Source organism: Pseudooceanicola marinus, from assembly GCF_002786295.1.
In the GTDB taxonomy this organism is placed as follows: domain Bacteria; phylum Pseudomonadota; class Alphaproteobacteria; order Rhodobacterales; family Rhodobacteraceae; genus Pseudooceanicola; species Pseudooceanicola marinus.
This window is the reverse complement of record NZ_PGTC01000016.1, coordinates 29,320-52,229: the sequence shown is the minus strand read 5'-3', so window position 1 is coordinate 52,229 and position 22,910 is coordinate 29,320. Positions and strand designations below refer to the sequence as shown.

The 22,910-nt window shown below is 67.7% G+C and carries 19 protein-coding genes and 1 tRNA gene; 5 read left to right on the top strand and 15 right to left on the bottom strand.

The features are described 5' to 3' along the window. Positions 1-52: 52 nt before the first annotated feature. From CVM50_RS11120 to CVM50_RS11100, 5 genes are all read right to left on the bottom strand, one after another. The gene (locus CVM50_RS11120) at positions 53-3,154 is read right to left on the bottom strand and encodes an efflux RND transporter permease subunit (protein WP_085889332.1); all 3,102 of its coding nucleotides are present in this window, start codon (positions 3,152-3,154) and stop codon (positions 53-55) included. A gap of 6 nt (positions 3,155-3,160) precedes the next feature. Continuing rightward, on the bottom strand, positions 3,161-4,399 hold the full coding sequence (locus tag CVM50_RS11115; RefSeq protein ID WP_085889331.1) for an efflux RND transporter periplasmic adaptor subunit: 1,239 nt from the start codon (positions 4,397-4,399) through the stop codon (positions 3,161-3,163). A 271-nt stretch (positions 4,400-4,670) separates the two neighbouring features. Beyond that, on the bottom strand, positions 4,671-6,395 hold the full coding sequence (locus CVM50_RS11110) for an OFA family MFS transporter (RefSeq protein ID WP_085889330.1): 1,725 nt from the start codon (positions 6,393-6,395) through the stop codon (positions 4,671-4,673). A 299-nt stretch (positions 6,396-6,694) separates the two neighbouring features. After that, positions 6,695-8,623 carry a sensor histidine kinase gene (locus CVM50_RS11105; protein WP_085889329.1) on the bottom strand — a complete coding sequence of 643 codons (1,929 nt, stop codon included), beginning with the start codon at positions 8,621-8,623 and terminating at the stop codon, positions 6,695-6,697. Positions 8,624-8,656: 33 nt separating this feature from the next. Further along, complete coding sequence (locus tag CVM50_RS11100; protein WP_085889328.1) at positions 8,657-10,030, bottom strand: sigma-54-dependent transcriptional regulator; 1,374 nt, start codon at positions 10,028-10,030, stop codon at positions 8,657-8,659. A 367-nt stretch (positions 10,031-10,397) separates the two neighbouring features. On the opposite strand from CVM50_RS11100, the gene CVM50_RS11095 reads away from it, so the two are divergent. Next, a tRNA-Met gene (locus tag CVM50_RS11095) sits at positions 10,398-10,474 on the top strand. 61 nt (positions 10,475-10,535) lie between these two features. On the opposite strand, the gene CVM50_RS11090 is transcribed toward CVM50_RS11095, so the two are convergent. From CVM50_RS11090 to CVM50_RS11050, 9 genes are all read right to left on the bottom strand, one after another. Then, on the bottom strand, positions 10,536-10,736 hold the full coding sequence (locus CVM50_RS11090) for a hypothetical protein (RefSeq protein WP_085889327.1): 201 nt from the start codon (positions 10,734-10,736) through the stop codon (positions 10,536-10,538). A 205-nt stretch (positions 10,737-10,941) separates the two neighbouring features. Beyond that, positions 10,942-11,823, bottom strand: coding sequence for a bifunctional 5,10-methylenetetrahydrofolate dehydrogenase/5,10-methenyltetrahydrofolate cyclohydrolase (locus CVM50_RS11085; RefSeq protein WP_085889326.1), 882 nt, complete (start codon positions 11,821-11,823; stop codon positions 10,942-10,944). Beyond that, positions 11,823-12,977, bottom strand: coding sequence for a hypothetical protein (locus CVM50_RS11080; RefSeq protein ID WP_085889325.1), 1,155 nt, complete (start codon positions 12,975-12,977; stop codon positions 11,823-11,825). Before CVM50_RS11080 ends, CVM50_RS11085 begins: the two co-directional genes overlap by 1 nt. A 59-nt stretch (positions 12,978-13,036) precedes the next feature. Then, positions 13,037-13,921 carry an ABC transporter permease gene (locus CVM50_RS11075; RefSeq protein WP_085889499.1) on the bottom strand — a complete coding sequence of 295 codons (885 nt, stop codon included), beginning with the start codon at positions 13,919-13,921 and terminating at the stop codon, positions 13,037-13,039. 5 nt (positions 13,922-13,926) lie between these two features. Further along, the gene (locus tag CVM50_RS11070; protein ID WP_232618224.1) at positions 13,927-14,733 is read right to left on the bottom strand and encodes an ABC transporter ATP-binding protein; all 807 of its coding nucleotides are present in this window, start codon (positions 14,731-14,733) and stop codon (positions 13,927-13,929) included. A gap of 21 nt (positions 14,734-14,754) precedes the next feature. Further along, the gene (locus CVM50_RS11065) at positions 14,755-15,336 is read right to left on the bottom strand and encodes an NAD(P)H-dependent oxidoreductase (protein ID WP_085889324.1); all 582 of its coding nucleotides are present in this window, start codon (positions 15,334-15,336) and stop codon (positions 14,755-14,757) included. A gap of 67 nt (positions 15,337-15,403) precedes the next feature. Continuing rightward, a complete protein-coding gene (locus CVM50_RS11060; RefSeq protein WP_100148491.1) occupies positions 15,404-16,816 on the bottom strand; it encodes an FAD-binding oxidoreductase in 1,413 nt (470 codons plus the stop codon). After that, positions 16,816-18,114 carry an amidohydrolase family protein gene (locus CVM50_RS11055; RefSeq protein ID WP_085889322.1) on the bottom strand — a complete coding sequence of 433 codons (1,299 nt, stop codon included), beginning with the start codon at positions 18,112-18,114 and terminating at the stop codon, positions 16,816-16,818. The genes CVM50_RS11060 and CVM50_RS11055 overlap by 1 nt, the downstream gene beginning before the upstream one ends. Then, on the bottom strand, positions 18,111-18,926 hold the full coding sequence (locus CVM50_RS11050; RefSeq protein WP_085889321.1) for a creatininase family protein: 816 nt from the start codon (positions 18,924-18,926) through the stop codon (positions 18,111-18,113). The genes CVM50_RS11055 and CVM50_RS11050 overlap by 4 nt, the downstream gene beginning before the upstream one ends. 381 nt (positions 18,927-19,307) lie before the next feature. On the opposite strand from CVM50_RS11050, the gene CVM50_RS11045 reads away from it, so the two are divergent. The 3 genes from CVM50_RS11045 (at position 19,308) to CVM50_RS11035 (ending at position 21,683) form a co-directional block, all read left to right on the top strand. After that, the gene (locus CVM50_RS11045; RefSeq protein WP_085889320.1) at positions 19,308-20,072 is read left to right on the top strand and encodes an IclR family transcriptional regulator; all 765 of its coding nucleotides are present in this window, start codon (positions 19,308-19,310) and stop codon (positions 20,070-20,072) included. A gap of 10 nt (positions 20,073-20,082) precedes the next feature. After that, complete coding sequence (locus CVM50_RS11040; protein ID WP_159457065.1) at positions 20,083-20,907, top strand: bifunctional 5,10-methylenetetrahydrofolate dehydrogenase/5,10-methenyltetrahydrofolate cyclohydrolase; 825 nt, start codon at positions 20,083-20,085, stop codon at positions 20,905-20,907. 131 nt (positions 20,908-21,038) lie between these two features. After that, positions 21,039-21,683, top strand: coding sequence for a nuclear transport factor 2 family protein (locus CVM50_RS11035; protein ID WP_085889318.1), 645 nt, complete (start codon positions 21,039-21,041; stop codon positions 21,681-21,683). A gap of 61 nt (positions 21,684-21,744) precedes the next feature. Here CVM50_RS11035 and CVM50_RS11030 read toward each other — a convergent pair whose 3' ends face one another. Then, entirely contained in the window at positions 21,745-22,128 is a 384-nt protein-coding gene (locus CVM50_RS11030; protein ID WP_085889317.1) for a RidA family protein, read from the bottom strand. Positions 22,129-22,343: 215 nt separating this feature from the next. On the opposite strand from CVM50_RS11030, the gene CVM50_RS11025 reads away from it, so the two are divergent. Further along, positions 22,344-22,817 carry an Lrp/AsnC family transcriptional regulator gene (locus CVM50_RS11025; RefSeq protein WP_085889316.1) on the top strand — a complete coding sequence of 158 codons (474 nt, stop codon included), beginning with the start codon at positions 22,344-22,346 and terminating at the stop codon, positions 22,815-22,817. Positions 22,818-22,910: the final 93 nt, after the last annotated feature.

The following is a 22,910-nucleotide window of genomic DNA, read 5'->3' as shown; positions in this document are numbered from 1 at the left end:
AAAGGCCGGGATGGTGCGAACCAGCCCGGCCTTTCTCTTGCCTGCGTCCCGCTCAGGACGCCCGGCGCATCCGCCTGTCGGTGACCTTGCGGACGATGACGTAGAAGCTGGGCACGACGAAGACGCCCAGGAAGGTGGCCGCAGCCATGCCCCCCAGCACACCCACGCCGATGGCGTTCTGCGCCGCCGCCCCCGCGCCCGAGGCCACCGCCAGCGGCACCACCCCCAGCATGAAGGCAAAGGACGTCATCAGGATCGGGCGCAGGCGCAGCTTGGCGGCCTCCACCGTGGCCTCGATCAGGCTCCGGCCCTGGTCCTCCAGGTCCTTGCCGAACTCGACGATCAGGATGGCGTTCTTCGCCGCAAGCCCGATGGTCGTCAGGATGCCCACCTTGAAGTAGACGTCATTCGACCCGCCCGTGGCCCAGGCCGCCAGCAGCGCGCCCAGCACGCCCACGGGCACCGCCAACATCACCGAAAACGGGATCGACCAGCTTTCGTAAAGCGCGGCCAACGACAGGAAGACCACCAGCACCGACAGGGCGTAGAGGAAGGGCGCCTGGTTGCCCGACTGCTGTTCCTGGAAGCTGAGGCCGGTCCAGGCCACGCCGTAGCCGCCCGGGATCTCCGCCACCATCTCCTCCATCGCGTCCATCGCCGCGCCGGAGCTGACGCCCTCCCCCGGCGCGCCGGAGATCGACATGGCCCGCGTGCCGCCGTAGCGCGCCAGCGAAGGCGAGGCCGCGACCCACTCGGTCTCCATGAAGGCGGAGAAGGGCACCGCCTCTCCGCTGGCATTGACCGCATACCACTTCTCGATGTCCTCGGGCTGCATCCGGTACTGGGCGTCCGCCTGGACGATGACGGGCCGCAGGTTGCCGTTCATGTTGAAGTCGTTGACCGACGAGCCGGAGAAGATCGTCGACAGCATTGCGTTGACCGAGGTGATCGACACGCCCAGGCTTTCGGCCTTCTGCTGGTCGATGTTGATGCGCAGCACCGCCTCGTCATCGTTGCCCTGGATCCGCAGGTTCTGCGCCCGGGCGTCCTCGTTCACCATGTCCTCCAGGGTGGTTGCCGCGGCGCGCAACGCCTCCGTGCCGTTGCCGCCCTGGTCGATCAGGTACATGGAGAAGCCCGAGGTATTGCCCAGCCCCGGGATCGCCGGCGGCTGGATGAAGAAGATCCGCCCGGCGCGGTTTCCGGCAAACCGGGCATTGCCCGCCGCCACCAGTTCGGTGGCGCCGAGGCCCGTTTCCTCCCGCTCGGCGAAATCGCGCAGCTTCACGAAGAGCATGGCGCGGTTCTGCCCCGAGCCGCCAAAGGCGAAGCCCAGCGAGGTGAAGGTCGACTCGACCGTCTCCGACTGCTCGTTCAGCAGCCAGTCCTCGACCTCTTCCACCACGGCGCGGGTCTGCGCGGTGGTCGAGCCCTCGGTCAGGTTCACGATGATCATCATCACGCCCTGGTCCTCCGCCGGCAGGAAGGATCCGGGGATCTTCTGGTACAGCGACCAGGCCGCGCCGAGGATGGCAACCATCGCCACCAGCACCAGCAGCGGCGCCTTCAGCACGCGCGACACGGTGGCGGAATAGCCGCCGACCATGCGGTCGAAGTTGCGGTTGAACCAGCGCGCCACGCCCGGGCCCTCGCCGTGGGATGGCTTCAGCATCGTGGCGCAAAGCGCGGGCGACAGGATCAGCGCCACCAGCGCCGACAGCACCATCGCGGTGATGATGGTGATCGAGAACTGCTGATAGATCACCCCGGTCGAGCCGCCCATGAAGGCCATGGGCAGGAAGACCGCCGACAACACCAGAGCGATGCCGATCAGCGCCCCGGTGATCTGGCCCATGCTTTTCACTGTGGCGTCCAGGGGCGACAGCCCCTCTTCCTCCATCACCCGCTCGACGTTTTCCACCACCACGATGGCGTCATCGACCAGCAGGCCGATGGCCAGCACCATGGCAAACATCGTCAGCGTGTTGATCGTGTATCCGAAGGCCGCCAGCACGATGAAGGTGCCCAGCAGGACCACCGGCACGGCGATGATCGGGATCAGCGTGGCGCGCCATTTCTGCAGGAAGATCAGGATGACGCCCAGCACCAGCAGCACCGCCTCGATCAGCGTGTGATAGACCTTCTCGATCGACTGCTCGACAAAGGGTGAGGTGTCGTAGGCATAGCGGATCTCCACCCCCTCGGGCAGGGCCGTTTCCAGCCGGTCCAGCGTGGCGCGCACCGCCTCGGCGGTGTCGATGGCATTGGCCCCCGTGGCCAGGTTCACCCCGAAGCCCGAGGCGTTGATGCCGTTGAAGATCGAGTTGGAGCCATAGCTTTCCTGCCCGATCTCGACGCGTGCCACGTCGCCGAGGAAGACGGCCGACCCGTCCTCCTCGGTCTTCAGCAGGATCTGCTCGAACTCCTCCACCGTGGTCAGCTGGCTTTGGGCGGTGATCGTCGCGGTGAACTGCTGGCCCTCGGTGGTGGGCAACTCGCCCAGCGAGCCCACGGAAACGGTGGTGTTCTGCGCCTGCACGGCGGAGGTCACATTGGCCGGTGTCAGCTGATACTGGGCCAGCGACAGCGGGTCCAGCCAGATGCGCATGGCATAGCCCGACCCGAAGGCGTTGATGCCCCCCACCCCTTCGGTCCGCTGCACCGGGCCGGTCACCTGGTTGTCCAGGATGTCGCCCAGCTGCACGGTGGAATAGCGCCCGTCGAGCGAGACCAGCGCGCCCACCATCAGGATCGAGGACGAGGATCGCGAGACGCGCACGCCGCTGTCCTGCACCCGGTCGGGCAGTCGGCTTTCGATTTGGCTGACCCGCGATTGCACCTCGTTCTGGGCATCCACCGGCTCGACGCTTTCGTCGAAGGTCAGGGTGACGGAGGACGACCCCTCGCGCGAGGAGGATTCCATGTAGAGCAGACCGTCGAGCGCGGTCATCGCATCCTCGATCACCGTGGTGACGGAGTTTTGCACCGCATCGGCGGTGGCGCCGTTGTAACTGGCTGAGATACGCACGGTGGTCGGCGCGATCTCGGGGTATTGAGAGACGGGAAGACGGGTGAAGGCGAAGGCGCCGGCCAGCATGGTGACGATGGCCAGCACCCAGGCGAAGACGGGGCGGTGAATGAAGAAATTGACCATGGAAGGTTACTCGCCCGCCGCCGCGACGTCCGCGTCCCCGTCGGCCGCCGCCTGGTCCTCGACCAGGCCGGCGGCATTGATGGTGACCGGCACCGTGCTGATCGCGGCCCCGTCGCGCAGGTTCTGCAATCCGTCGACGATCAGCTGGTCCCCCTGCGCCACGCCCTCGGTGACGATCCAGGCGTTCTGCCAGGTGCCCTGCGCGGTCAGGGTGACCCGTCGCGCCGTGTCGCCCTCGGCCACGAAGGCGGTCAGCGACCCGTCCGAGCCGCGCGATGTGGCGCGCTGTGGCACCAGGATGGCCTGGGTTTCCCCAAGGGTGATCGTCACGCGCAGGAACTGACCGGGCAGGATCACCCGTTCGGGGTTGTCGAACTCGATGCGGAAATCGACGGTGCCGGTGGTGGTCGAGACCTCGCTGCGGGGGCTGACCATGCGGCCCTGGCCCTCGTAGGTGTCGCCGGTTTCCAGGACCAGCCCGATGTCCAGGTCATCCGTCCGCGTCAGGGAGCCCTCCTCCAGCCGCTTGCGCACCCGCAGCATCCGGGCAGAGCTTTCCTGCACATCGACGTAGATCGGGTCGATGGTGGTGACCGTGGTCAGCGCCTGGGACTGGTTGGCCGTGACCAGTGCCCCTTCGGACACCTGCGCCAGGTCGACGATGCCGGCAATCGGGCTGCGGATCTCGGTGCGTTCCAGGTTCAGCCGGGCGGATTTCAGACTCGATTCCGCCGCCTTCACCGAGGCCCGGGCCGAGGCCAGTTCCGCCCGCGCCTGATCCAGGTCGGACTGGGTTGATCCCACGCCCTCCAGCCGCTCGTAGCGGTCGACCTGGGCCTGGGCCGCGGTCTCGGTCGCCTGGGCGCTGGCCAGCTGCGCCTCCGCCGCGGCCAGGGCGACGTCATAGGTGTCGGTTTCCAGCCGGAACAGCAGCGCGCCGGCCTCGACCCGGGTGCCGGCACGATAGGGGATCTCCTCCACCAGGCCCTCGACGCGGGGGCGGATCTCGGTCTGGTCATGGGCCACGGCGCGCCCCGGCAGGACCACCTGGTAGGGGGCGGCGCCCATCTCCAGCGCGACCACCCCCACCTCGGTCGGACCGCCGCCGCCGAACTGCGCCCAGGCGGGCACGGCGTGCAGCAGCAGACCAAGAGAGAGGAGCGTGGCCCCCAGGCGCCGGACCGGCCGGACGCCCTGGGGGCAATGGATCGGGGCGGCGGACGTGCCGGAAGCGGGGCGGGGCATGAGGTCTCCGAACTTCGAATTGCGTCCCGGCGGAACCACCGGAGGAGGATACGTGTGACGAGTGTTACGCGGCAGAATGACCTTTCCGTCGCGCCGATGCTGCCCCGCAGACGAAATATTTTCGTGAATAGGCAGGTTTCGCCCGATCACGCCTCAGGCCGCAGGCGCGTGGGCCCATCGTCGGCCCGGCCTCAACGGCAAAGGGGCGCCCCGCAGGACGCCCCCCTTCCTTTCACCGCCGGTCACGCTGCCGCGTGACCCGCACAGGAGATCATTCGCCCGGCACCGGCTCCAGCCCCGGCTCGTCATGGTGATGATGTTCCTTCACCGGACGCATGAAGAGGTTGGCGAAGAAGGCAACCACCAGCAGCGCGGCCATGCAGTACATGGTCGTGTTGTAGAGGCTGGGAGTGGGATCGACGGTGCCCGCCGGTGCGATCTCCATCAGCCGTGCGATGGTCACGGTCTTGGCCGCCACCAGCTGATCCAGCTGCGCCAGAGGCGCGCCGAAGGCCTGGGCGAAGGCATCCGGATCGACCTTGCCCGCCAGCTCCTGGATGGCGCTGGTCACCGACATCTGCCGCAGCGAGGTGATGGCCAGCGGCCCCAGCACACCAGCGGTGGACCAGGCGGTCAGCAGACGGCCGTGGATGCCGCCCACATGCATGGTGCCGAACATATCCGCCAGGTAGGCCGGGATCGTGGCGAACCCGCCGCCGTACATCGAGAAGATGATCATCGTCGCCGCGTAGAAGCCGATCAGGTAGATCAGCGCCGGGTTGGTCGCCACGGCAGAGGCGAAGTAGGGGATCGACAGGTACAGCACCGTGCCCAGCACGAAGAAGCACATATAGGTCGCCTTGCGCCCGATGTAGTCCGAGGTCGAGGCCCAGAAGAACCGGCCCACCATGTTGAAGACCGAGATCATCAGCACGTAGGTCGAGGCGAAGCCGGCGGTCACCACCAGCGGCATCACGGTGCCGAAAATCTCCGACATCATGGTCTTGGCCACGCCGATCACGCCGATCCCGGCGGTCACGTTCAAACACAGCATCAGCCACAGCTGCCAGAACTGCGGCGTCTTCAGCGCCTGGTCGATATGCACGTGGTTCTGGCTGACCATGCCCGAGGCGACGGGTTTCGGGGTAAAGCCCTCGGGTTTCCAGTTGGCCGCCGGCACGCGGTACTGGAAGGCCGCGATCATCATGACGACGAAATAGACCACGCCCAGCGTCAGGAAGGTCTGCGAGGCGCCGGTGTCGCCGGTGCCCACGGCGTAGTAGCCCGCCGCGCCGCCCATCTCGGCCACCTGGGCCGCGTTGGCCAGGACGACTTCGATCTTGCCCGAGGCGGTCTCCGCAAACAGGCGGCCGTTTTCGGTGACCGTCGCGATGGCATCCTGCGCGCCTACGTACTCGGGCAGGGTGGCGAATTTCGCCAGCAGCCAGCCCTTCACCGGGGCCGCGATCATCGCGCCGCCGCCGAAGCCCATGATGGCCATGCCCGTCGCCATGCCGCGCCGGTCCGGGAACCAGCGGATCAGCGTCGACACGGGCGAGACATAGCCCAGGCCGAGGCCACAGCCCCCCAGCACCCCGTAGCCGAGGTAGATCAGCCACAGCTGATGCGAGGCAATGCCGACCGACCCGATCAGGAAGCCGCCGCCCCAGAGGAAGGCCGCCACGACACCGACCATGCGCGGGCCCACGTCTTCCAGCCACTTGCCGGCGAAAGCCGCCGCGAGGCCGAGGAAAACGATGGCGACGGAGAAGATCCAGACGACGGACCCCAGGCTCCAGTCATCCGCCGCCGGGGCCACGACGCCCAGCTGACGGGTCAGCGCCGGGTTGAACACCGACCAGGCATAGACAGATCCGATGCACAGATGGATGGCGATGGAGGCGGGGGGCACCCGCCAGCGGTTATATCCCGGTTCGGCAACGATGTGGTCCTTGTACAGGAACCCCAAGGCGCTGCCCGCGCGCGCGTTGGACATGATTTCTCCTCCCGTTCTTTCGTGTCCGGTCCGGCCCCCAGGGGGCGGGCCTGATGCGTCACGCCCGTGGCCCCCCTCCTCCGGCGGGACAGTCGGCGCGGGCCACCTGAGCGGCGGCCTCGGGATGATTTTGGCGGAAATTCACTTGAACAGTCAAACGGAATAACCAAATAGATCAATGACTTGACTGCATAAAATCGGACACATTGACGCTGGGCGAGCGGGTATCGAAAGCAGAACGGGACATTCTGTCCGATCACGCTCACCACGCCCGCGATGATCGGGACATTCTGTCCCGATCAGGTGCTTTCGGCGCGCGGCAGGAAAATCCGGAAGGCACTGCCCTGCCCCGGGGTCGATCGCGCGGTGATCCGACCACCCGCGCGACTCACCAGGGTCTGGCAGATCGACAGGCCAAGCCCCGTGCCCTCGGCCCTCTTGGTGGTGAAGAACGGATCGAAGATCCGCGTCAGGATCTCCGGAGGGATGCCGGTGCCAGTGTCCTCCACCAGCAGGACGAGGCCCGCCTGCCCCTCCTCCCTGTCCTCTCGCACGGACAGGCGCAGCACACCGCCCTGCGGCATGGCGTGGACGGCATTCAGCACCAGGTTCACCACCACCTGCTGCAGCTCCGTCCGCGCCATCAGAACCCGCGCCTCGGTCACTAGCTCCGTCTCTACCGTCACCCGCGCCGCCTCGCACTGGCGCCGGGTCAGCACCAGGCAATCGCGCACCACCTCCGCCGGGGAAATCACGTTGGCGGCGCCGGAATATTCCTCCGGCCGGGCGAACTGCAGCAGTTTCGAGACGATGGCGCCGATGCGGTAGACCTGATCGTCGATCAGGCGAAACTCGGTCTCCACCCGCGCGGCCTCGTCTTCCAGCAGGGTGCGGGCGACTTCCAGGTTGCCCTGGATGACGGCGATGGGATTGTTGATCTCATGGGCAACGGAGGCGGTGATCTCCCCCACGGCGGCCAGCTTTTCCGACATGATCAGGCGTTCGGTGGTCTTTTCCAGCTCCGCCTTGGCGCGGCGCAGGTCGGCGGTGCGGGCCTCGACCTTCTGCTCCAGGCTCTCACCCCAGTCACGCAGCTGGCGGTCGCGTTCCTGCACCTGGTCCAGCAGATCATCCAGATGGCCCGCCACCTGGGCAATCTCGCCACTGTCGCCCGCCGGACCGTTGCGCGCCGACAGGTCCCCCGCCTCCACCCGGGCAATGGTGCGCGTCATCCGCTCCAGCGGCCGGAAGATGCGCCCGGCCCAGCTGAGGAAGATCGGCACCGACAGCGCGGCGATCAGCAGGAACAGCGCGACGACGGTCAGCGCCGAGGTCAGTTTCGCCTGGCGAAACGGGGTCTCCAGGAAACCCACGTAGAGCATCCCCACCCGCTCGCCGCGGCTGTCGACGATGGGTTCATAGGCCGAAATGTACCAGTCGTTGACGACGAAAGCCCGGTCGAGCCAGGTCTGCCCTTCGGCCAGCACCCGGTCCCGCACCGCTGCCGAAACCCGGGTGCCCAGGGCGCGCACGTTCTCGAACAGCCGCACATTGGTCGAAATGCGCACGTCGTCGAGGAACAGCGTGGCGGTGCCCTGGCTGCCCTCCGGCAGGCTCTGCTCGCGGTAGACCAGCGCGTTGATCGTGTCGATGAATCCGAGGTTGCGGTTCAGCAGCCGCCCACCCACCAGGGCGGCGGCGCGCCCGTCGGGCAGGGCAACCGGGGCGGCGGAATGGATGACCATGCCGCGCGTCTCGACCTCCTGCTGCGTCGGCCGGGCGGCGCGGGTCGGCACCAGTCGGATCGCGGCACGCTCGGCCAGGCCGGGCGCGCGCGCTTCCAGCGCCTCGGCGGTCATGATGTCGACGGCGCTTTGCGCCCGCCCCTGCAGGGCCTGCCGGACCACGGGCCAGTCGCCGTCGGTGTCACCCGTGCTGAGGTAGAGGAAATCCAGATCCTGCGCCGCCCGCGCCTCCGCCAGCAGGGCGGCGCGGGCCTCCGGCGCGTCCAGCACCGCGTCGAAGGCCACGGAGCCCGCCAGCGCCTCCAGCCGCTCGCCGGAGTTTTCCAGCAGGCGCCCCAGGTACTGATCGGCGATGGTCAGGTCACCGTTGACCTTGGTGATCAGGATATCGTCGATCTTGCCCGACCAGCGCAGCATGGTGGAGCCCAGCATCATCGGCAGCAGCACCAGCATGGGCAGCAACGCGATCACCAGCAGGCGCATCCGCACCGAACGGCGGATCCCCACGACCACGGTTCAGAGGCCCCAGGCCGCGCATTTGCGGTCGATGGTCTTGCGCGAGACGCCCAGGCGCCGGGCCGCCTCGGTCCGGTTGCCGCCCACGGCCTCCAGCGCGGTCAGGATCTGTCGCCGCTCCACCTCGTCCAGCGGCGCGATCTCCTCGCCGCGCGCGGGCGCCAGGGTTTCCAGCGGGAAGCGCCCGAAGATCAGCGAGCGTTCGATGAAGTTGCGCAGCTCGCGGATGTTGCCGGGCCAGTCGTGTCGAAGCATGGCGGCACGGGTGGCGCTGTCGATGGTCAGCGGCGCCAGGCGCAGGCGTGCGCCCAGTTCCTCCAGGAACAGCTCCGCCAGCTCGATCACGTCGGTTTCGCGCCGCGACAGGGGCGGCATGCGCAGCTCCAGCACGTTGATTCGGAACAGCAGATCCTCGCGGAAACGTCCCTCGGCCACCTCGCGGGCCAGGTCCTTCGAGGTGGCCAGCACGAACCGCAGGTCCAGTTGCGTGTCGCGTTCCGTGCCCACGGGGCGGATCATCCCGTCCTCCAGCACCCGCAGCAGCGCGGTCTGCGCCGCGGGCCCCAGCCCGGCGACCTCATCCAGGAACACCGTGCCCCCCTGCGCGGAGGCCAGAAGCCCCTCGCGCCCCTCTCCGGCGCCGGGAAAGGCGCCGGGGGCATGGCCGAAGAGTTCCATCTCGATCATCTCGGCCGGAATCGCCCCGCAGGAGATCGGCACGAAGGGCCGGCTGGCGCGGGCGGAGATGTGATGCAGGTGCCGCGCCGCCACCTCCTTGCCGGTGCCCGAGGCGCCGGTGATCAGCACCGGCGTGTCGATATCCTTCAGCCGGTCGAGGGAGGCACGCACCTCCTCCAGCGCGCGGGAGGTGCCAACCAGCTCATGCCGCCGCCGACGCCCCAGGTCGGTGTTCTCCAGCTCGCGGCGCAGCAGGGTGTTTTCCCGCCGCAGGGCCGCCATCTGCATGCAGCGCCGCACGGCATTCAGCAGCTGGTTGGACCGGAAGGGTTTCAGCACGAAATCCGAGGCGCCCGCGCGCATCGCCTCGATCGCCGTTTCCAGATCGGCATAGGCGGTGACCATGATCGTGTCGGTGAACCCGCCGCGTTCGCGCTGTTCGGCCAGCCAGTCGATGCCGGTCTGGCCGGGCATCATGTTGTCGAGAATCATGATGTCGAAATGCCGCTCCGCCAGGCAGGCGCCGGCCTGGGCCGCATCGGCGGCCTCGGCCACCTCCCGGCAATAGGGGGTCAGCACCTTGACCAGGAAATTGCGCATACCCGGTTCGTCGTCGACGACCAGCACCCGCGCGGCGCGCAGATGATCCGTCAGCGTGCCCTCGCCCGCCTCCCGTCGCTCCTCCACGATCTGCATCCCCGGTCTCCTCTCCGTCCGGCAGCATAGGAGAGAGGCCGGGGCGCGATCCAGCCCTTTCCTGCGGGTCAACGCATCAAGGTAAGACTGGGGCGAGTCGCGCTGTTCCGATGACGACGGCAGGGCGCGGGCAACCGCAGGCAGCAGGGGAGATCCCGAATCGCGACAAAAGGCGTGCGGCCCCGCGAGTCAGCGCCCGGCACCACCTTGTTTTCATGTGTATATTCCTGAAAATCCCCTGCGCGACAGCGGTCTGCCCCCACCGTTTTACGTTTTTGTCAAAAATCCTCTCACAGCCCCTTGCACCTCCCCGGCCGAGACGATAGATCGTGCTTCACCGACGGGGCGACGCCCCAACGGAGATTGGCGCGGGGTGGAGCAGCCCGGTAGCTCGTCAGGCTCATAACCTGAAGGTCGTAGGTTCAAATCCTACCCCCGCAACCAATTCTATCGAACAAGCCGCACCTGAGAGGGTAGTGGCTTTTTTGATGTCCGTGACACTGAGTCACTCCAGCAGCTTGCCCTGCACCTCCAGCCAGTGAATACGCTCCTCAGCATCCCAGGTGACAACGACCGTATCGATCAGCATATGCAGCTCATCAGCTGCGGGGCCCGCGACGGCGTCATCTGTGAGCGTCCCGACCAGATCCCCGGTAGAGCGCAGGAAGGTCCTCTGGCAGCGCGATCGGAGCGGGTGCGAGCGCATCTCTTTCCGCCGTCCGCGAAACCAGTTCAAGTCGACCGCATTCAGCCTCTTGATGACCGGGGGCAAAACAGCAGCGTGGGATCATGGTCAGGTCAATGATCGGCGCGACCTGGGCGGCGCCGTCATAGGCCGACGCGGAGCGGTCGGGGGCGATCACCAGATCTGGCTGCAGCACCGACAGGCCTTCGATGTCGGGCGTCAGGCCTCAGGCGAGGTCGCGCTCTGCGATCATGAGCAGGTTCTGCAGAAGGGCCGCGCGGGTCAGGGCGCCGACAGATCCGTGCGGCGGTGTGACCCAGCCCGCGACCCGGGCCACGTCGGCGGCGATGTCGGACACCATGCGACCGTCGGCGCCATAGGTGATGCCCACGCCCACCACGGCCGCGCCGGGGCGGATCATCTGGGCCGTGACCAGGCCCGGCTGGCCAGCCGCGGCAATGACCACGTCAGCGCGGCGGGTCACCTCGGCCAGATCGCGCGAGGCGCTATGCAGCAGCGTGACCTCGGCGTCGATGCCTTTCAGCGACAGCAGCATGGCCAGCGGGCGGCCCACCAGAGGCCCCCGCCCGATCACCGCCACGCGGGCGCCCGAAAGCGGCACTGCGTGGTGGCGCAGCAGTTGCAGGATGGCATGGGGGGTGCAGGGCAGGAGGCCCGTTGTCAGCAGGTCCGGCGCACCGGCCAGTAGCCGCCCGAGGTTTTCCGGGTGCAGCCCGTCGATGTCCTTGGCGGGCGATACCGCCGCCAGCGCCGTGTCGTCGTCCAGCGCGCCGGGCAGCGGCAGCTGCACCATCAGCCCGTGCACCGCCGCCTCCGCGTTCAGCGCCGCCACCTGATCCAGCAGCGCGGGCATGGCGGTGTCGGCGGGCAGGCGGATGTCGCGGGCCTCGATGCCGATCTCGGCGCAATCGGCATGCTTGCGCCCGATGTAGGAGGCGCTGGCGACATTCTCGCCCACCAACACCGTCGCCATGCAGGGCGTGATCCCGTGGCGGCGCAGCTGCGCCGCCCGGGCTGTCATCTGCCTGCGCAGCCCCTCTGCCAGGGCATCGCCGTCGAGCAGGGTGGCGCTGCGCAGGACACTCATCACTCCAGCCCGATCGAGGGGTCGATGAACTGGTTGGTGACGACCATCTCGGGGGTCACATCGGCCTCGGAGCGTTCGTCGAGGCTGGGGGTGACGATCTCCAGCATCTCGGCCACGCGCTCCATGTCGAAGTTGCCGACGGTGTCGTCAGAACCGTTGCCGATGACGCCTTCGGCGACCATGGTTTCCGCGGCGTATTCCATCAGGTCCGGCGCGGTCTTCCACCAGGAGGTCGCCATCTCCGCATCGTTGAAGGCGACGATGGTGGCGTTGGTCTCCGCCGGGTCGGTGGCATAGTCGACGGCGGCCTGCTGCATGATCGGCACAACGCCGGTCAGGCAGGGCGACAGCTCTTCCAGGCGCGATGTCGCGACCGAGACGATGCCGGTGTAGTTGCGATAGCCCAGGTCGTCGATCTTCAGGAAGTCGATGGGTTTTTCCCAGTTCAGACCATTCTCGAACTTGTAGACCTCGGAGGTGACGAAGCCCTGGTTCAGCCACTGGCCGTTGTTGGTGACGAAGTTCTCGCCGTCGCCCTTGTAGCCCTCGACGAAGACCTCCTTGGGCACGCCCGAGTCGACCAGGTACTTGCCGAAGGTCCGGCCCACGGTCGAGACGTAGATCTTGGCGTCGTCGGTGTCGGCCAGCGCCGCCAGATCCTCGATGGAGGAGAAGCCGCCGGGATAGGTGGCCGCGTCCCAGAACAGCACGGTCGGCGCCACGTCGAGGGGCGCGAAGACACCGACGGTCGGGAACCGCTTGGAGAAGATGAAGGAACTGTCGAGCTCCTGGTAGCCCAGGTGCGGCATGACGCCGGCCTTGGAGTTGCCCATGAAGAGCGCGGAATAGGCGGTTTCGCCGTCGCCCAGGCCGATGCCGCCGCCGCCCGACAGGATCTGCAGGTCGATGCCGGTGGAGCCGAGCGGACCCTGGTAGGAGCCCGGCGTCATCTCGCCGCCCTCGCCGATCATCTGCCATATGCCGCCCTGTTCCGCCTGCGGCAGCCAGTCCAGCTGCACGATCAGCGGGTCGGGGCAGACGCCCGACAGATCGGTGGTGTAGTTCGCCGCCGCGAAGTCGCCGGCCATGGCCGCGCCGGAAGCCGAGGCCGCCAGCAGCGCCGCGAGAGAAACGGATTTGACCGTATGTTTCATGTGTCACCCTGTTGGTTGGGGGAGAGGGAAGGACCGCGTTGGGCCGCGGCCCGGTTGCTTTATTGTTGTTTGCCCGAGGCTTCGTGCCAATGGGAGAAGAGCCGGTTACCCAGCCATTTGAAGAAGAGGTAGACGGCGATCGACAGGACCGAGGCCATGATGAGCGCCGCGTACATCTGCTCGTACTTGAAGTCGATTTTTGCATTCATCAGGAGCTGGCCGAGACCGCCCTCGCCCGAGAGGAAGAACAGCTCGGAGGTGATGGCGGCGATGACGGCGAGCGAGCCGGAAATCGAGAAACCGGCGAAAAGCGTGGGGCCCGCGAAGGGCAGGCAGGCCTTGCGCAGGGTGACCCACCAGCTGGCATTCTGCAGCTTGAACAGGTTGAGGATGTTGCGGTCGACCGATTTCAGGCCCAGCAGCAGCGTCGTGGGCACGGCGAAGAAGGTGAACAGCGCCACGATCAGCACCTTGGGCATGAAGCCGAAGCCGAGCGCGGACTGGATCAGCGGCACGATGGCCAGGACCGGCACCGATTGCAGCACCACGAGGTAGGGGAAGATGGCCTTTTCCAGGAAAAGGAAACGGAACATCACGATGCCCATGACACAGCCGAAGGAGATCGAGAGGCCCAGCCCCGTGACGGCAATCGCCATGGTGGTGACGGAGCGGCGCAGCAGCTCCAGCACGAAATCGGGGATGCCGAAGGCCAGCTCCCAGATCCCGGTGCCCGAGGGCATGAGGAACTGCCGGTGCGGCGGCAGGCCCGAGCGCACCCAGGCATAGGCCAGGATCACCAGGATGCCGGCGAGGATCGGCGGCACCAGGTTCGTCACCAGTCGGCGCGTCACGCTGGGCGGCGGCGCGACGGGGGTGGCCTCGTGGCTTTCGATATTGGCCCGGCGATGCTTGCCGGTGTCCGCGGGGATCTGCGTGTCGCTCATGTCGTTCATCCCTCGATGGCCTTGCGCAGGGAGAGGGAGATCTCTCCGCAGAGTTCCGAGAAATCCGCCTGGTAGCGCATCTCGGGCGCACGGGGATAGGCGAAGGGCACCTCGAAGATGTCCTGGATACGGCCCGGGCGGCGCGACATCACCACGACCTTCGAGGACATGTAGACCGCCTCGGGGATCGAGTGGGTGACGAAGATCCCGGTGAAGCCTTCGCGCACGAAGAGGTCGATCACCTCGTCGTTCAGGCGTTCGCGGGTGATCTCGTCCAGCGCGCCGAAGGGTTCGTCGAACATGAAGACGGCCGGGTTCAGCGCCAGCGAACGGGCCAGCGAGACCCGCATCTTCATGCCGCCCGACAGGCGCTGCGGATAGTGGTTCTCGAACCCCGTCAGGCCGACCAGCTCGATCTTCTCGGCGGCGATGCGGCGGCGTTCCTCGGCGGGGAAATCGCGCAGCTCCATCAGCAGCTCGACGTTGTCCTGCACCTTGCGCCAGGGCAGCAGGGTGGCGTCCTGGAAGGTGTAGCCCAGCTGGTCGCGGTCGACCCAGACCTTGCCACCCGTATGGGTGACCAGGCCCGAGGCGACCTTCAGCAGGGTGGACTTGCCGCAGCCCGAGGGGCCGACGATCGAGACGAACTCGCCCGGGGCGATGGCAAGGTTTACGTCACTGAGCCCCTCGGTGCCGTCGGGAAAGGTCATCGAGACATGGTCGAAGACGATGGCGTTGCCCCCGGGAAGGGACGCCCCGTCTGCGGCCGCCTGCCCTTCCGGTGCCGTGGTGGATGTGGAATCTGCGCTCAAGTCTGGCTCCTTGCGGGGGTCTTAGAATTTGCGCATGGCGTCATGCACCTTGCCGATGAAGGCGCTGGTCTGCGCCTGCGTCACGTTGTTCATGTCATAGAGCGCGTGGTACTGCACCTTGACGCGCGGGTTGCAGACCACCCGCAGGAAGCGGGTGGCGTTCTTGCGCGGCGGATCGCCCAGGAACATGGCACGATAGCGCTTGGATCCGTAGGTGGTGACCGTCGCCAGCTTCTTGATGTTGCCCAGGCCCGGGCCCAGCTGGCCATCGGTCAGCTTGAAAGACACATCGGGCAGGAAGACCCGGTCGAAGTAGCCCTTCAGGATCGCCGGCCAGCCGAAGTTCCACACCGGGTGGCACAGCACCAGCCCGTCGCAGGACATCAGTCGGTCGACGTAATCCGCCACCTTGCGGCGGTTGATGGTGATGTCGTGATAGTCCTCCCGGTCCTCGCGCGACAGGACCGGGTCGAAGTTGTCGGCATAGAGGTCGAGGTCATCCACCTCATGCCCGGCCTCGGTCAGCCCCTGCACCACGGTCTGATGCAGGGTCGAGGCCAGCGAGGTCTCCTGGGGGTGGGCGTAGATCACGTGCACTTTCATGATGCGGCGTCTTTCGTGTCTCTTTCATCCGGGCGGGGCGTCGCGCCGCGGGTGGCGCGCCCCGGAGCTAGTGGTTGAACAGGAAGGCGCGCCCCGGCTCCGGCACCCAGTCCGGATCGGTCCAGGCAATCATCTTGCCCGGGTTGAGCAGCCCCTTCGGGTCGGTCTGGCGCTTGAACTCAAGCTGGGCGGGATCGGTCTTCTTCATGCCGCCCTCTTCGAGGGTGACACGATGCGGGTTGAAGACGGTGATCCCGTAGTCGGCTTCCAGCAGCGCGATCACCTCTTCGATGCGCGCGTCGCTGGAATAGCGCAGCAGCGGCAGGGTGACGGCGGCCACCTTGCCGGAGAACTGCGTGAATTCGTGGTGCAGCACGATCTCGTCGCCGAAATCGGTCTTCAGGCGCTCCATCACGCCGTAGATGTCATCCTGCGGCAGCATCATCTGCAGGTAGGTGATCGACGGGTCCACCTTGCGGGCGCGCAGGGTGGTGTGGTTCCAGGCGTATTCATAGAGCGAGACCAGGCGACGCTCGCCCAGGTCCCGGTCCGAGCGGAAGCGCATCGTTGTCTCCGGATCGGCGGCGACCAGAGCCTCCAGCGCCTCCAGGCTGTCGCGGGTGACGATGACCGCGACGGCCGCCTCGCCCTTCACCGTGAACTCGGTGTAGCGGTTGAAAAAGCGCTCGGGGATCTCCGGCTCGAAGGTGGAGACCATGCGTTTCACGATGCCCTCGGCCCTGCCGATGGCGAAGCTGAGGCGCGTGGCGGCGGCGAAATCGCGGGTGCCGATCAGCGCCTCGACCCAATCCTCAGCCGGGTCCACGGGCACCTCGACCTCGGTGATGACGCCATTGACGCCATAGGCATGCGCCGCCTTGAAGATGTCCTCGCCGGTCAACTCGACGATGCGCGGCTCGGCCTCCATGGTGACCAGGCGCAGGCGCAGGATGTTGCCCGGCGTACGCAGCCCGCCCCAGCGGATCGCACCGATGCCCGACGAGCCGCCGGCGATGAAGCCCGCGATGGTGGCGGTGGCGGTGGTGGAGGGGAACAGCCGCAGCTCCAGCCCCTTGTCCCGCGCGGCGGCCTCCATCGTCTTCATGATGGCGCCGGGCTGGGCGACCAGGCGGCCCGGTTCCAGCGTCAGGATCTCGGTCATGTGGCGCATGTGCAGCAGGACCCCGCCGGCCAGTGGCATGGCCTGGCCGTAATTGCCGGTGCCGGCGCCGCGCACGGTGACGGGCACGTCGTGGGCGTGGCAGAGGCGCAGGATCTCGATCACCTCGGCCTCGCTGCGGGGCGCGATGACCAGGTCGGCGCAGACATCCTTCAGCATGTCCTTCAGAATCGGGCTGTACCAGTAGAAGTCGCGGCTTTTCTGCTGCACCGAGCGGGGGTTCTCGTCGATGTCGAAATCGGCCAGGGCATCGCGAAGGGCAGAGAGGTTGGCGGCAAGCTCGGGGGTGTCGGTGGTCATCATGCAGTTTCCCATTGGGGTTCGGTGCGGCTTGCGCCGGCGGCCAGCGGCGCACCGTCGTGCAGCACGAGGCGCGGCAATGCCGTACCGCTGAGGAGATCGGCCCAGTCGCGGGCGTCGAACAGCACCGCCTCGGCCGGGCCACCGGCCACCAGGCGCCCGGTGTCGGGCAGGCCCATGGCGCGGGCGGGCGTCGCGGTGACGGCGGCCAGCCAGTGGGCCGGCTCCGCCTCCAGCTGCCCCATGAATATCCCCAGGCGCAGCGCCTCGATCATGTCGTAGGCGCCAAAGGGGTAGAAGGCATCGCGCACGTTGTCGGAGGCGAAGGCGACCGGCACGCCGGCGGCGGCCAGTTCCTGCACCGGCGCCAGGCCGCGCAGCAGGCCGGTGCGGCCCGGGGCGCGATCCTGAAGGAAACCGTTGGTGGCGGGCAGCGAGACCACCTCGATCCCGGCCTCGGCTACCCTGGCGATCACCGCATCGCGCCGCGCCTGCGGCATCTGGGCCAGGGCGCAGCAATGGCCGGCCACCATCCGCCCCGAGAAGCCGCGCCGGATCGCCGTTTCGGCCAGCAGCTCCAGCCCCCTCGCCTCCGGGTCCAGGGTCTCGTCGACGTGCAGGTCGAGGTCCAACCCGTGATCCGTCGCCAGGCCGAACAGCCGGTCGATCAGCGCCGGCGTGGCGTCTGCCTCGACGAAGGCGCCCAGGGTGGCGCCCATCTCGGCCAGGGCCGCACAGCGAGCGGCGAAATCGGGTTCCTCCACCCGGAACAGCGCCGTCAGCGCGACGGCCTGCAGGTGCAGGCGATGCCGCCAGCGCCCCGCGACCTCGGCGTAGGCCTGCCAGGAGGGGGTGTCGGCGGGGGCGCCGCGGGTGTCCAGATGGGTGCGCAGGGCGCGGGTGCCCTGGGCCTCTGCGGTGGCCAATGACCGCTCCATCCGGGCGATGTCATCGTCGAGCGTACGCCCCTCCTGCCCCGCGGCCCAAAGCGCCACGGCGGAGCTCAGCCCATCGGAGGAAAAGCCGGTGCGGCTCACCGTATAGGCCTTGTCGATATGGGTGTGCATGTCGACGAAACGCGGCAACAGCAGGCGCCCGTCCAGATCGACCACCGTCAGGGCCGGGGCCCGATCGGCCTGGGGATCCGGGCAATGGAAGCGCCCGTCGCGCACCAGGATATCGGCGCGGGCCAGACCCTGTGTCGCGGCGGAAACCTCCAGCCCCCGGCACAGGCCGACCGGCACCAGGGCGTTGCGCATCAGGTAGGCGCCACGGGTGGGAATCGCGGGCAGGCTCATGCGGCGGGCCCCGCGGATCCGGCGGGGATCACCGGATCGGGCAAGGGATGTGCCGCGACCTCGTCGAGAAGTTTTGCATAGCGCGTGGCGGCATGGTCGATCAGCGCCCGGCCCGCTTCCGGCGTGGCGGCGGCGGCATTGCCGGCCACCCCGGACGGATGCAGGTCCTGCGACACCCAGCCCATGCCGACCGGGCCCAACGTGCGCAACACCTCGTTCTCTTCCGCCACCCGGGCGGAGGCGGGCACGAAGTTATCGGCCTTCGACATATCCACCAGATCCGGCGCCAGGTGCAGCATAGCCGCCGTTTCGACAAAGCCGCCGTGGATGCCCTGCACGGCCTCCTGCGGCGTGACGAGGCCCTGCGGATAGCCCATCGTGACCCAGCCGGCGGTGACGCAGATCATGCCTTCCTCGATCCGCAACCGCCGCGCCACGATCTGCAGCACCGGCACGTTGCCGCCATGGGCGTTGAGCAGCACCAGCCGCTTCACCCCGGCGCGCGCGACGGAACGACCGATCTCCACCAGCGTCGCCATCAGGGTTTCGGCGGAGAGGGTCAGCGTGCCCGGATAGGACAGATGTTCGTCCGACTTGGCATAGGTGATCGTGGGCAGCAGGTAGACATCCGCGGTCTCGACGCGAGGCCCGGCGGCGCGGGCCACCCCCTCGCCCAGCACGCTGTCGGTCGACAGCGGCAGGTGCGGCCCGTGCTGTTCCGACGCCCCCACCGGCAGCAACGCCACCGCGCGGGCGGTGTCGATCCCGGCGAAATCCGTGGTCTTGAGAGAGGTCCAGTCGGTGAAGGGCATGGGCAGCGCTGTCTTTTCTGTCGTCCGGCCTGAATTGTTCGTTATTCGAGCATTTGATCGGAATACGTTACGGCATACCCTCAGTGGGTCAAGGCGCAAAATATCAGCACCTGGGCGCGCGCGCCTTGGCCTGCGTCGCGCTATACGCCTATAAACAAGGCCTTCCACGGTAAAATCGGCGCCTCAATTGATGTGTATGACAGTTGCCTTTGCCCTGAACCAGCACTTGCACACGCCCTGTTTTTGGGCGCCGCCGGGAAGTTCGCTCTATTATCGAACAGGAAAAACCGCTATCGCGGACGGTGGCGCCCTGCCGCCCCTCTCGGACGCAAGGGCCGCATACGGCCCGATCCGACCACGCCTGCCCTGCGAAGGACCCCGATGCTGAACGAAAACGACAAGGAAATCTCCCTGACCTTCGCCAAGGGGCTGAACGTGCTGCTGGCCTTCGACGCGCGGGATCGCTCGATCACCATCTCGGAGATCGCGGAGAAGGTCGGGCTGAACCGCGCGGTCACCCGGCGGCTGGTGCGCACGCTGGAACAGCTGGGCTACCTGACCAGCGACCGCGGCCGGTACGAGGTGACGCCCCATGTCCTGCGCCTCAGCCAGGGGTTCATCGAGGGGCGCGGCATCGCCCAGATCATCCAGCCGATCCTGCGCCTGGCGGCGGAGGAGATCGGCCAGTCGGTCAGCTTCGCCATGCTGGACGACACCGATGCGGTCTACGTGGCCCATACCTTCCTGCCGTCGCAGTTCACCCTGAACCGCGTGGCGATCGGGACGCGGGTACCGCTGGCGCCCACGGCCGCCGGGCGGGCGATCCTGGCCTTCCTCGACGAGGCACGGCGCGACGAGATCCTGGACGGCATGGATTTCGCCGCCTTCACCGACCGCACCCAGACCGACCGCGCCCGCTTCCTCGACGCCCTGCACGAGGTGCGCGCCCAGGGTTTTGCCCAGACCGACAGCGAATATGTGGCGGACGTGGGCTCGCTGGCCGTGCCGGTCTTCGATCCCGGCCTGAATTCGGTGATCGGCGCCGTGTCGATCATCTTCGAACAGGGCCAGCTGGATGCGCAGCAGCGCGCCGACAGCATCACGCGGCTGAAAAGCTGCGCCGCCCATGTCAGCTCGACCTTCTGAGGTGGGCGGGATGCGGATCTTCAACGGCACGGCGCTGGCGGCAAGGCTGAACGCGGAGACGCAGGCCCGGGTGGCGGAGCTGGGCCGGGCGCCGCGCTGCCGGGTGCTGCTGGACGGCAGCAACGCGGGCATGGCGGCCTATGGCGCACGCCTGGCCGACAGCGCGGTCGCGGCGGGGATCGACCTAGAGACGGAGAGCTATCCGCAGGCCGCCGAAGTATTGCCCCGGCTGGCCACCCTCGCCGCGGATGCCACCCTGGACGCCGTGGCGACCCTCTATCCCCTGCCCGCCGGCGTGGATCCGCTGCAGGCGGCCCTCACCCTGGGGGCTGCCAAGGACATCGACGGGCTGCACCCGGAAAACGCCGGCCTTCTGGCCCTTGGCGCCCCGGCCCGGGCACCGGCCACCGCGCGGGCTTGCCGTCTGATCGCCGAAGACATCGCCGGGCCACTGACCGGCCGGGAGGTCGTCCTGGTGGGCGCCTCGCGTATCGTCGGCCGGCCCCTGGCACAGCTTCTGCTGGACGCGGGCGCCACGGTGACCCTGACCCACGCGGACACCCGCGATCTGGCAGCCCACACCCGGGGCGCGGAGATCGTCATCACCGCCGCCGGGCGCGCCGGGCTGATCGGGCCGGATCACCTGGCCGATGGGACGGTGGTGCTGGACGTGTCGATCAATCGCGGCGCCCACGGGGTGATCGGCGATGTGGACCTGGCCGCGCTGGCGGATCGCGATGTGACGGTCACACATGTGCCCGATGGGGTGGGCCCGGTCACCACCGGCTGCCTTCTGGCCAATATCGCGGCGACTGCCTGCGAAGCTGGCAGCTAGGTCGGCGCGCAGGGGCCTGCGCCGCGAAATCCCCTCTTCCCCGTTGCGCGGGCGGGAAAGCTGCCCTCCGATAGTCGTATTACGAACCGTCGCTCGATAATCGACGGAAGTGAAAACAGAGAGGAAAGACCATGACCAAGCTGACGTCCCTCGCGACCGGCGCCGCCCTTGCCGCCTTCACCACCTTCGCCGCCTTCGCCGCCCTGCCCGCCCTGGCCGAGGTCACCGAGGTGCGCCCCGGCGTGACCTATGCCGGCACCCTGTCCGAAGACCCCGATCGCGCCGAGATGGAGGGGCTGATCCTCGACCTTGCCTCCTCCTGGGCGGCCTGCAACGCCGAGCTGATGGAAGCCACGGTGACCGAGGACGTGGCCTTCTCCTACCCCACGACCTCCTACACCGGGCGCGACACGATGCTGGAAGACCTGGCGGCCTTCTGCGACATGGCCAAGGACACCAGCATCTACCTGCCCGCCGATGCCTTCTTCGTCGACACCGAAACCGGCCGCATCGCCGCCGAGCTGCAGTTCCGCACCTTCCAGCGCGGCTCGCGCCAGGTGGTGAACGACGTCTGGGTGGCCCATGTGGCGGATGGCAAGATCAGCGTCATCAAGGAATACCTGGATGGCCGGGTGAAGGACCTGCAGGCCCTGGGCGTGCTTCAACTGGCCGAAAGCCCCGAGGTGCTGACCCCCTGGCCCGCTCGCACCGAGGAATGGGAAAGCTGTTTCCCCATCGTGAAGGCCGCGCCGATCAACACCTGCCCGGCCGAGTGAGCAGAGCGACATGAAACGGCAACGGCCGTGCCCCCCGGGGCGCGGCCGTTTGCACGTGGGCTCAGCCCCGGCGCAGGGCGAGGGCCTCGACCTCCACCAGGAACTCCGGCCGGGTGAAGCCCGAGACGATCATCAGGGTGGAGGCGGGTTTGACGGCCAGGCCGGCGCAGACCTCGTCGCGCACGGCCATGTAGGGCTTCATGTCCTCGCGTCTGGTCACGAAGGCCGAGAAACGCAGCACGTCGGAGGCGTCCAGCCCATCCTCGGCCAGGATCGCCAGAACCGCGTCGAAACACATCCGGGACTGCTCGGTGATGTCCTCGGGGATCGCGCCGTCAGCGCCAAGAGCCAGCTGGCCGGAGGTCACCAGCACCGGACCCGCGGCGATACCGTGGGAATAGTTGCCGAAGGGGGCGGAAATGCTGTCGGGGGAGAGGGGTTTCATGGCGGCTCCGGGCTGCTCTGCTCTGGGATGCGACAGGGCTAGCACGCGTGGCGACAGGCCGGAAGGGCGCGAAGAAGCACCTGCACAAGGCCATGGGCGCGGCGGAACAGTCGATGGAATCGGCAGAGTGAGCCCCCCGGGCGGCGCCCGTGGACCCGGCCGCGCGAAAGCCCTAGGGTGCAGGCAACCACCGCCACCGCCCAAGGAGTCCTTGCGTGAAACTCGATCAGAGGGACATCGCCATTCTGCGCGTCTTGGCGCGCGAGGGGCGGATCTCCAAATCCGACCTGGCGCAGCGGGTGAACCTGTCCCCCACCCCCACCTGGGAACGGCTGCGGCGGCTGGAAGAGGCGGGCGTCATTCGCGGCTACCATGCCGACATCGACATGAAGATGCTGGTGCCCGGGGTCGAGGTCTTCGTCACCGTCGAGCTGGAACGCCACAAGGCCGCCGATTTCGCCGCTTTTGAGAAGCTGGCCGAGGGGCGCGAGGAAATCGCCGCCTGCTGGGCCCTTGGCGGCGGCTTCGATTACCTGATGCTGGTGGCGGTAAGGGACATCGACGCCTACCAGCGGTTCATGGACGGGCTGCTGGAGGCAGGCATCGGCCTGGCGCGCTACTATACCTACGTGGTGACCAAGCAGGTGAAAAGCCACGTCGCGCGCCTGCCCGATCCCGACCCGGCCTAGAGGAAACCTCTGGCGCAGCGCGCGCAAAGGGAGAGTTCGTCTCCGCCGGCGCAGGCGTTCAGAGAGTTCCTCTGGCGCGAAGGGCGTAGCCTG

What these genes read in the sequence shown, in the direction of transcription:
- CVM50_RS11110 (WP_085889330.1), bottom strand. Translation starts at nt 6,395, where the DNA reads ATGTCCAACGCGCGCGCGGGCAGCGCCTTGGGGTTCCTGTACAAGGAC.
- CVM50_RS11105 (WP_085889329.1), bottom strand. Translation starts at nt 8,623, where the DNA reads ATGCGCCTGCTGGTGATCGCGTTGCTGCCCATGCTGGTGCTGCTGCCG.
- CVM50_RS11030 (WP_085889317.1), bottom strand. Translation starts at nt 22,128, where the DNA reads ATGAAACCCCTCTCCCCCGACAGCATTTCCGCCCCCTTCGGCAACTAT.
- CVM50_RS11040 (WP_159457065.1), top strand. Translation starts at nt 20,083, where the DNA reads ATGCGGATCTTCAACGGCACGGCGCTGGCGGCAAGGCTGAACGCGGAG.
- CVM50_RS11045 (WP_085889320.1), top strand. Translation starts at nt 19,308, where the DNA reads ATGCTGAACGAAAACGACAAGGAAATCTCCCTGACCTTCGCCAAGGGG.
- CVM50_RS11085 (WP_085889326.1), bottom strand. Translation starts at nt 11,823, where the DNA reads ATGAGTGTCCTGCGCAGCGCCACCCTGCTCGACGGCGATGCCCTGGCA.
- CVM50_RS11055 (WP_085889322.1), bottom strand. Translation starts at nt 18,114, where the DNA reads ATGAGCCTGCCCGCGATTCCCACCCGTGGCGCCTACCTGATGCGCAAC.
- CVM50_RS11115 (WP_085889331.1), bottom strand. Translation starts at nt 4,399, where the DNA reads ATGCCCCGCCCCGCTTCCGGCACGTCCGCCGCCCCGATCCATTGCCCC.
- CVM50_RS11060 (WP_100148491.1), bottom strand. Translation starts at nt 16,816, where the DNA reads ATGACCACCGACACCCCCGAGCTTGCCGCCAACCTCTCTGCCCTTCGC.
- CVM50_RS11050 (WP_085889321.1), bottom strand. Translation starts at nt 18,926, where the DNA reads ATGCCCTTCACCGACTGGACCTCTCTCAAGACCACGGATTTCGCCGGG.
- CVM50_RS11075 (WP_085889499.1), bottom strand. Translation starts at nt 13,921, where the DNA reads ATGAGCGACACGCAGATCCCCGCGGACACCGGCAAGCATCGCCGGGCC.
- CVM50_RS11080 (WP_085889325.1), bottom strand. Translation starts at nt 12,977, where the DNA reads ATGAAACATACGGTCAAATCCGTTTCTCTCGCGGCGCTGCTGGCGGCC.
- CVM50_RS11035 (WP_085889318.1), top strand. Translation starts at nt 21,039, where the DNA reads ATGACCAAGCTGACGTCCCTCGCGACCGGCGCCGCCCTTGCCGCCTTC.
- CVM50_RS11100 (WP_085889328.1), bottom strand. Translation starts at nt 10,030, where the DNA reads ATGCAGATCGTGGAGGAGCGACGGGAGGCGGGCGAGGGCACGCTGACG.
- CVM50_RS11065 (WP_085889324.1), bottom strand. Translation starts at nt 15,336, where the DNA reads ATGAAAGTGCACGTGATCTACGCCCACCCCCAGGAGACCTCGCTGGCC.
- CVM50_RS11090 (WP_085889327.1), bottom strand. Translation starts at nt 10,736, where the DNA reads ATGCGCTCGCACCCGCTCCGATCGCGCTGCCAGAGGACCTTCCTGCGC.
- CVM50_RS11120 (WP_085889332.1), bottom strand. Translation starts at nt 3,154, where the DNA reads ATGGTCAATTTCTTCATTCACCGCCCCGTCTTCGCCTGGGTGCTGGCC.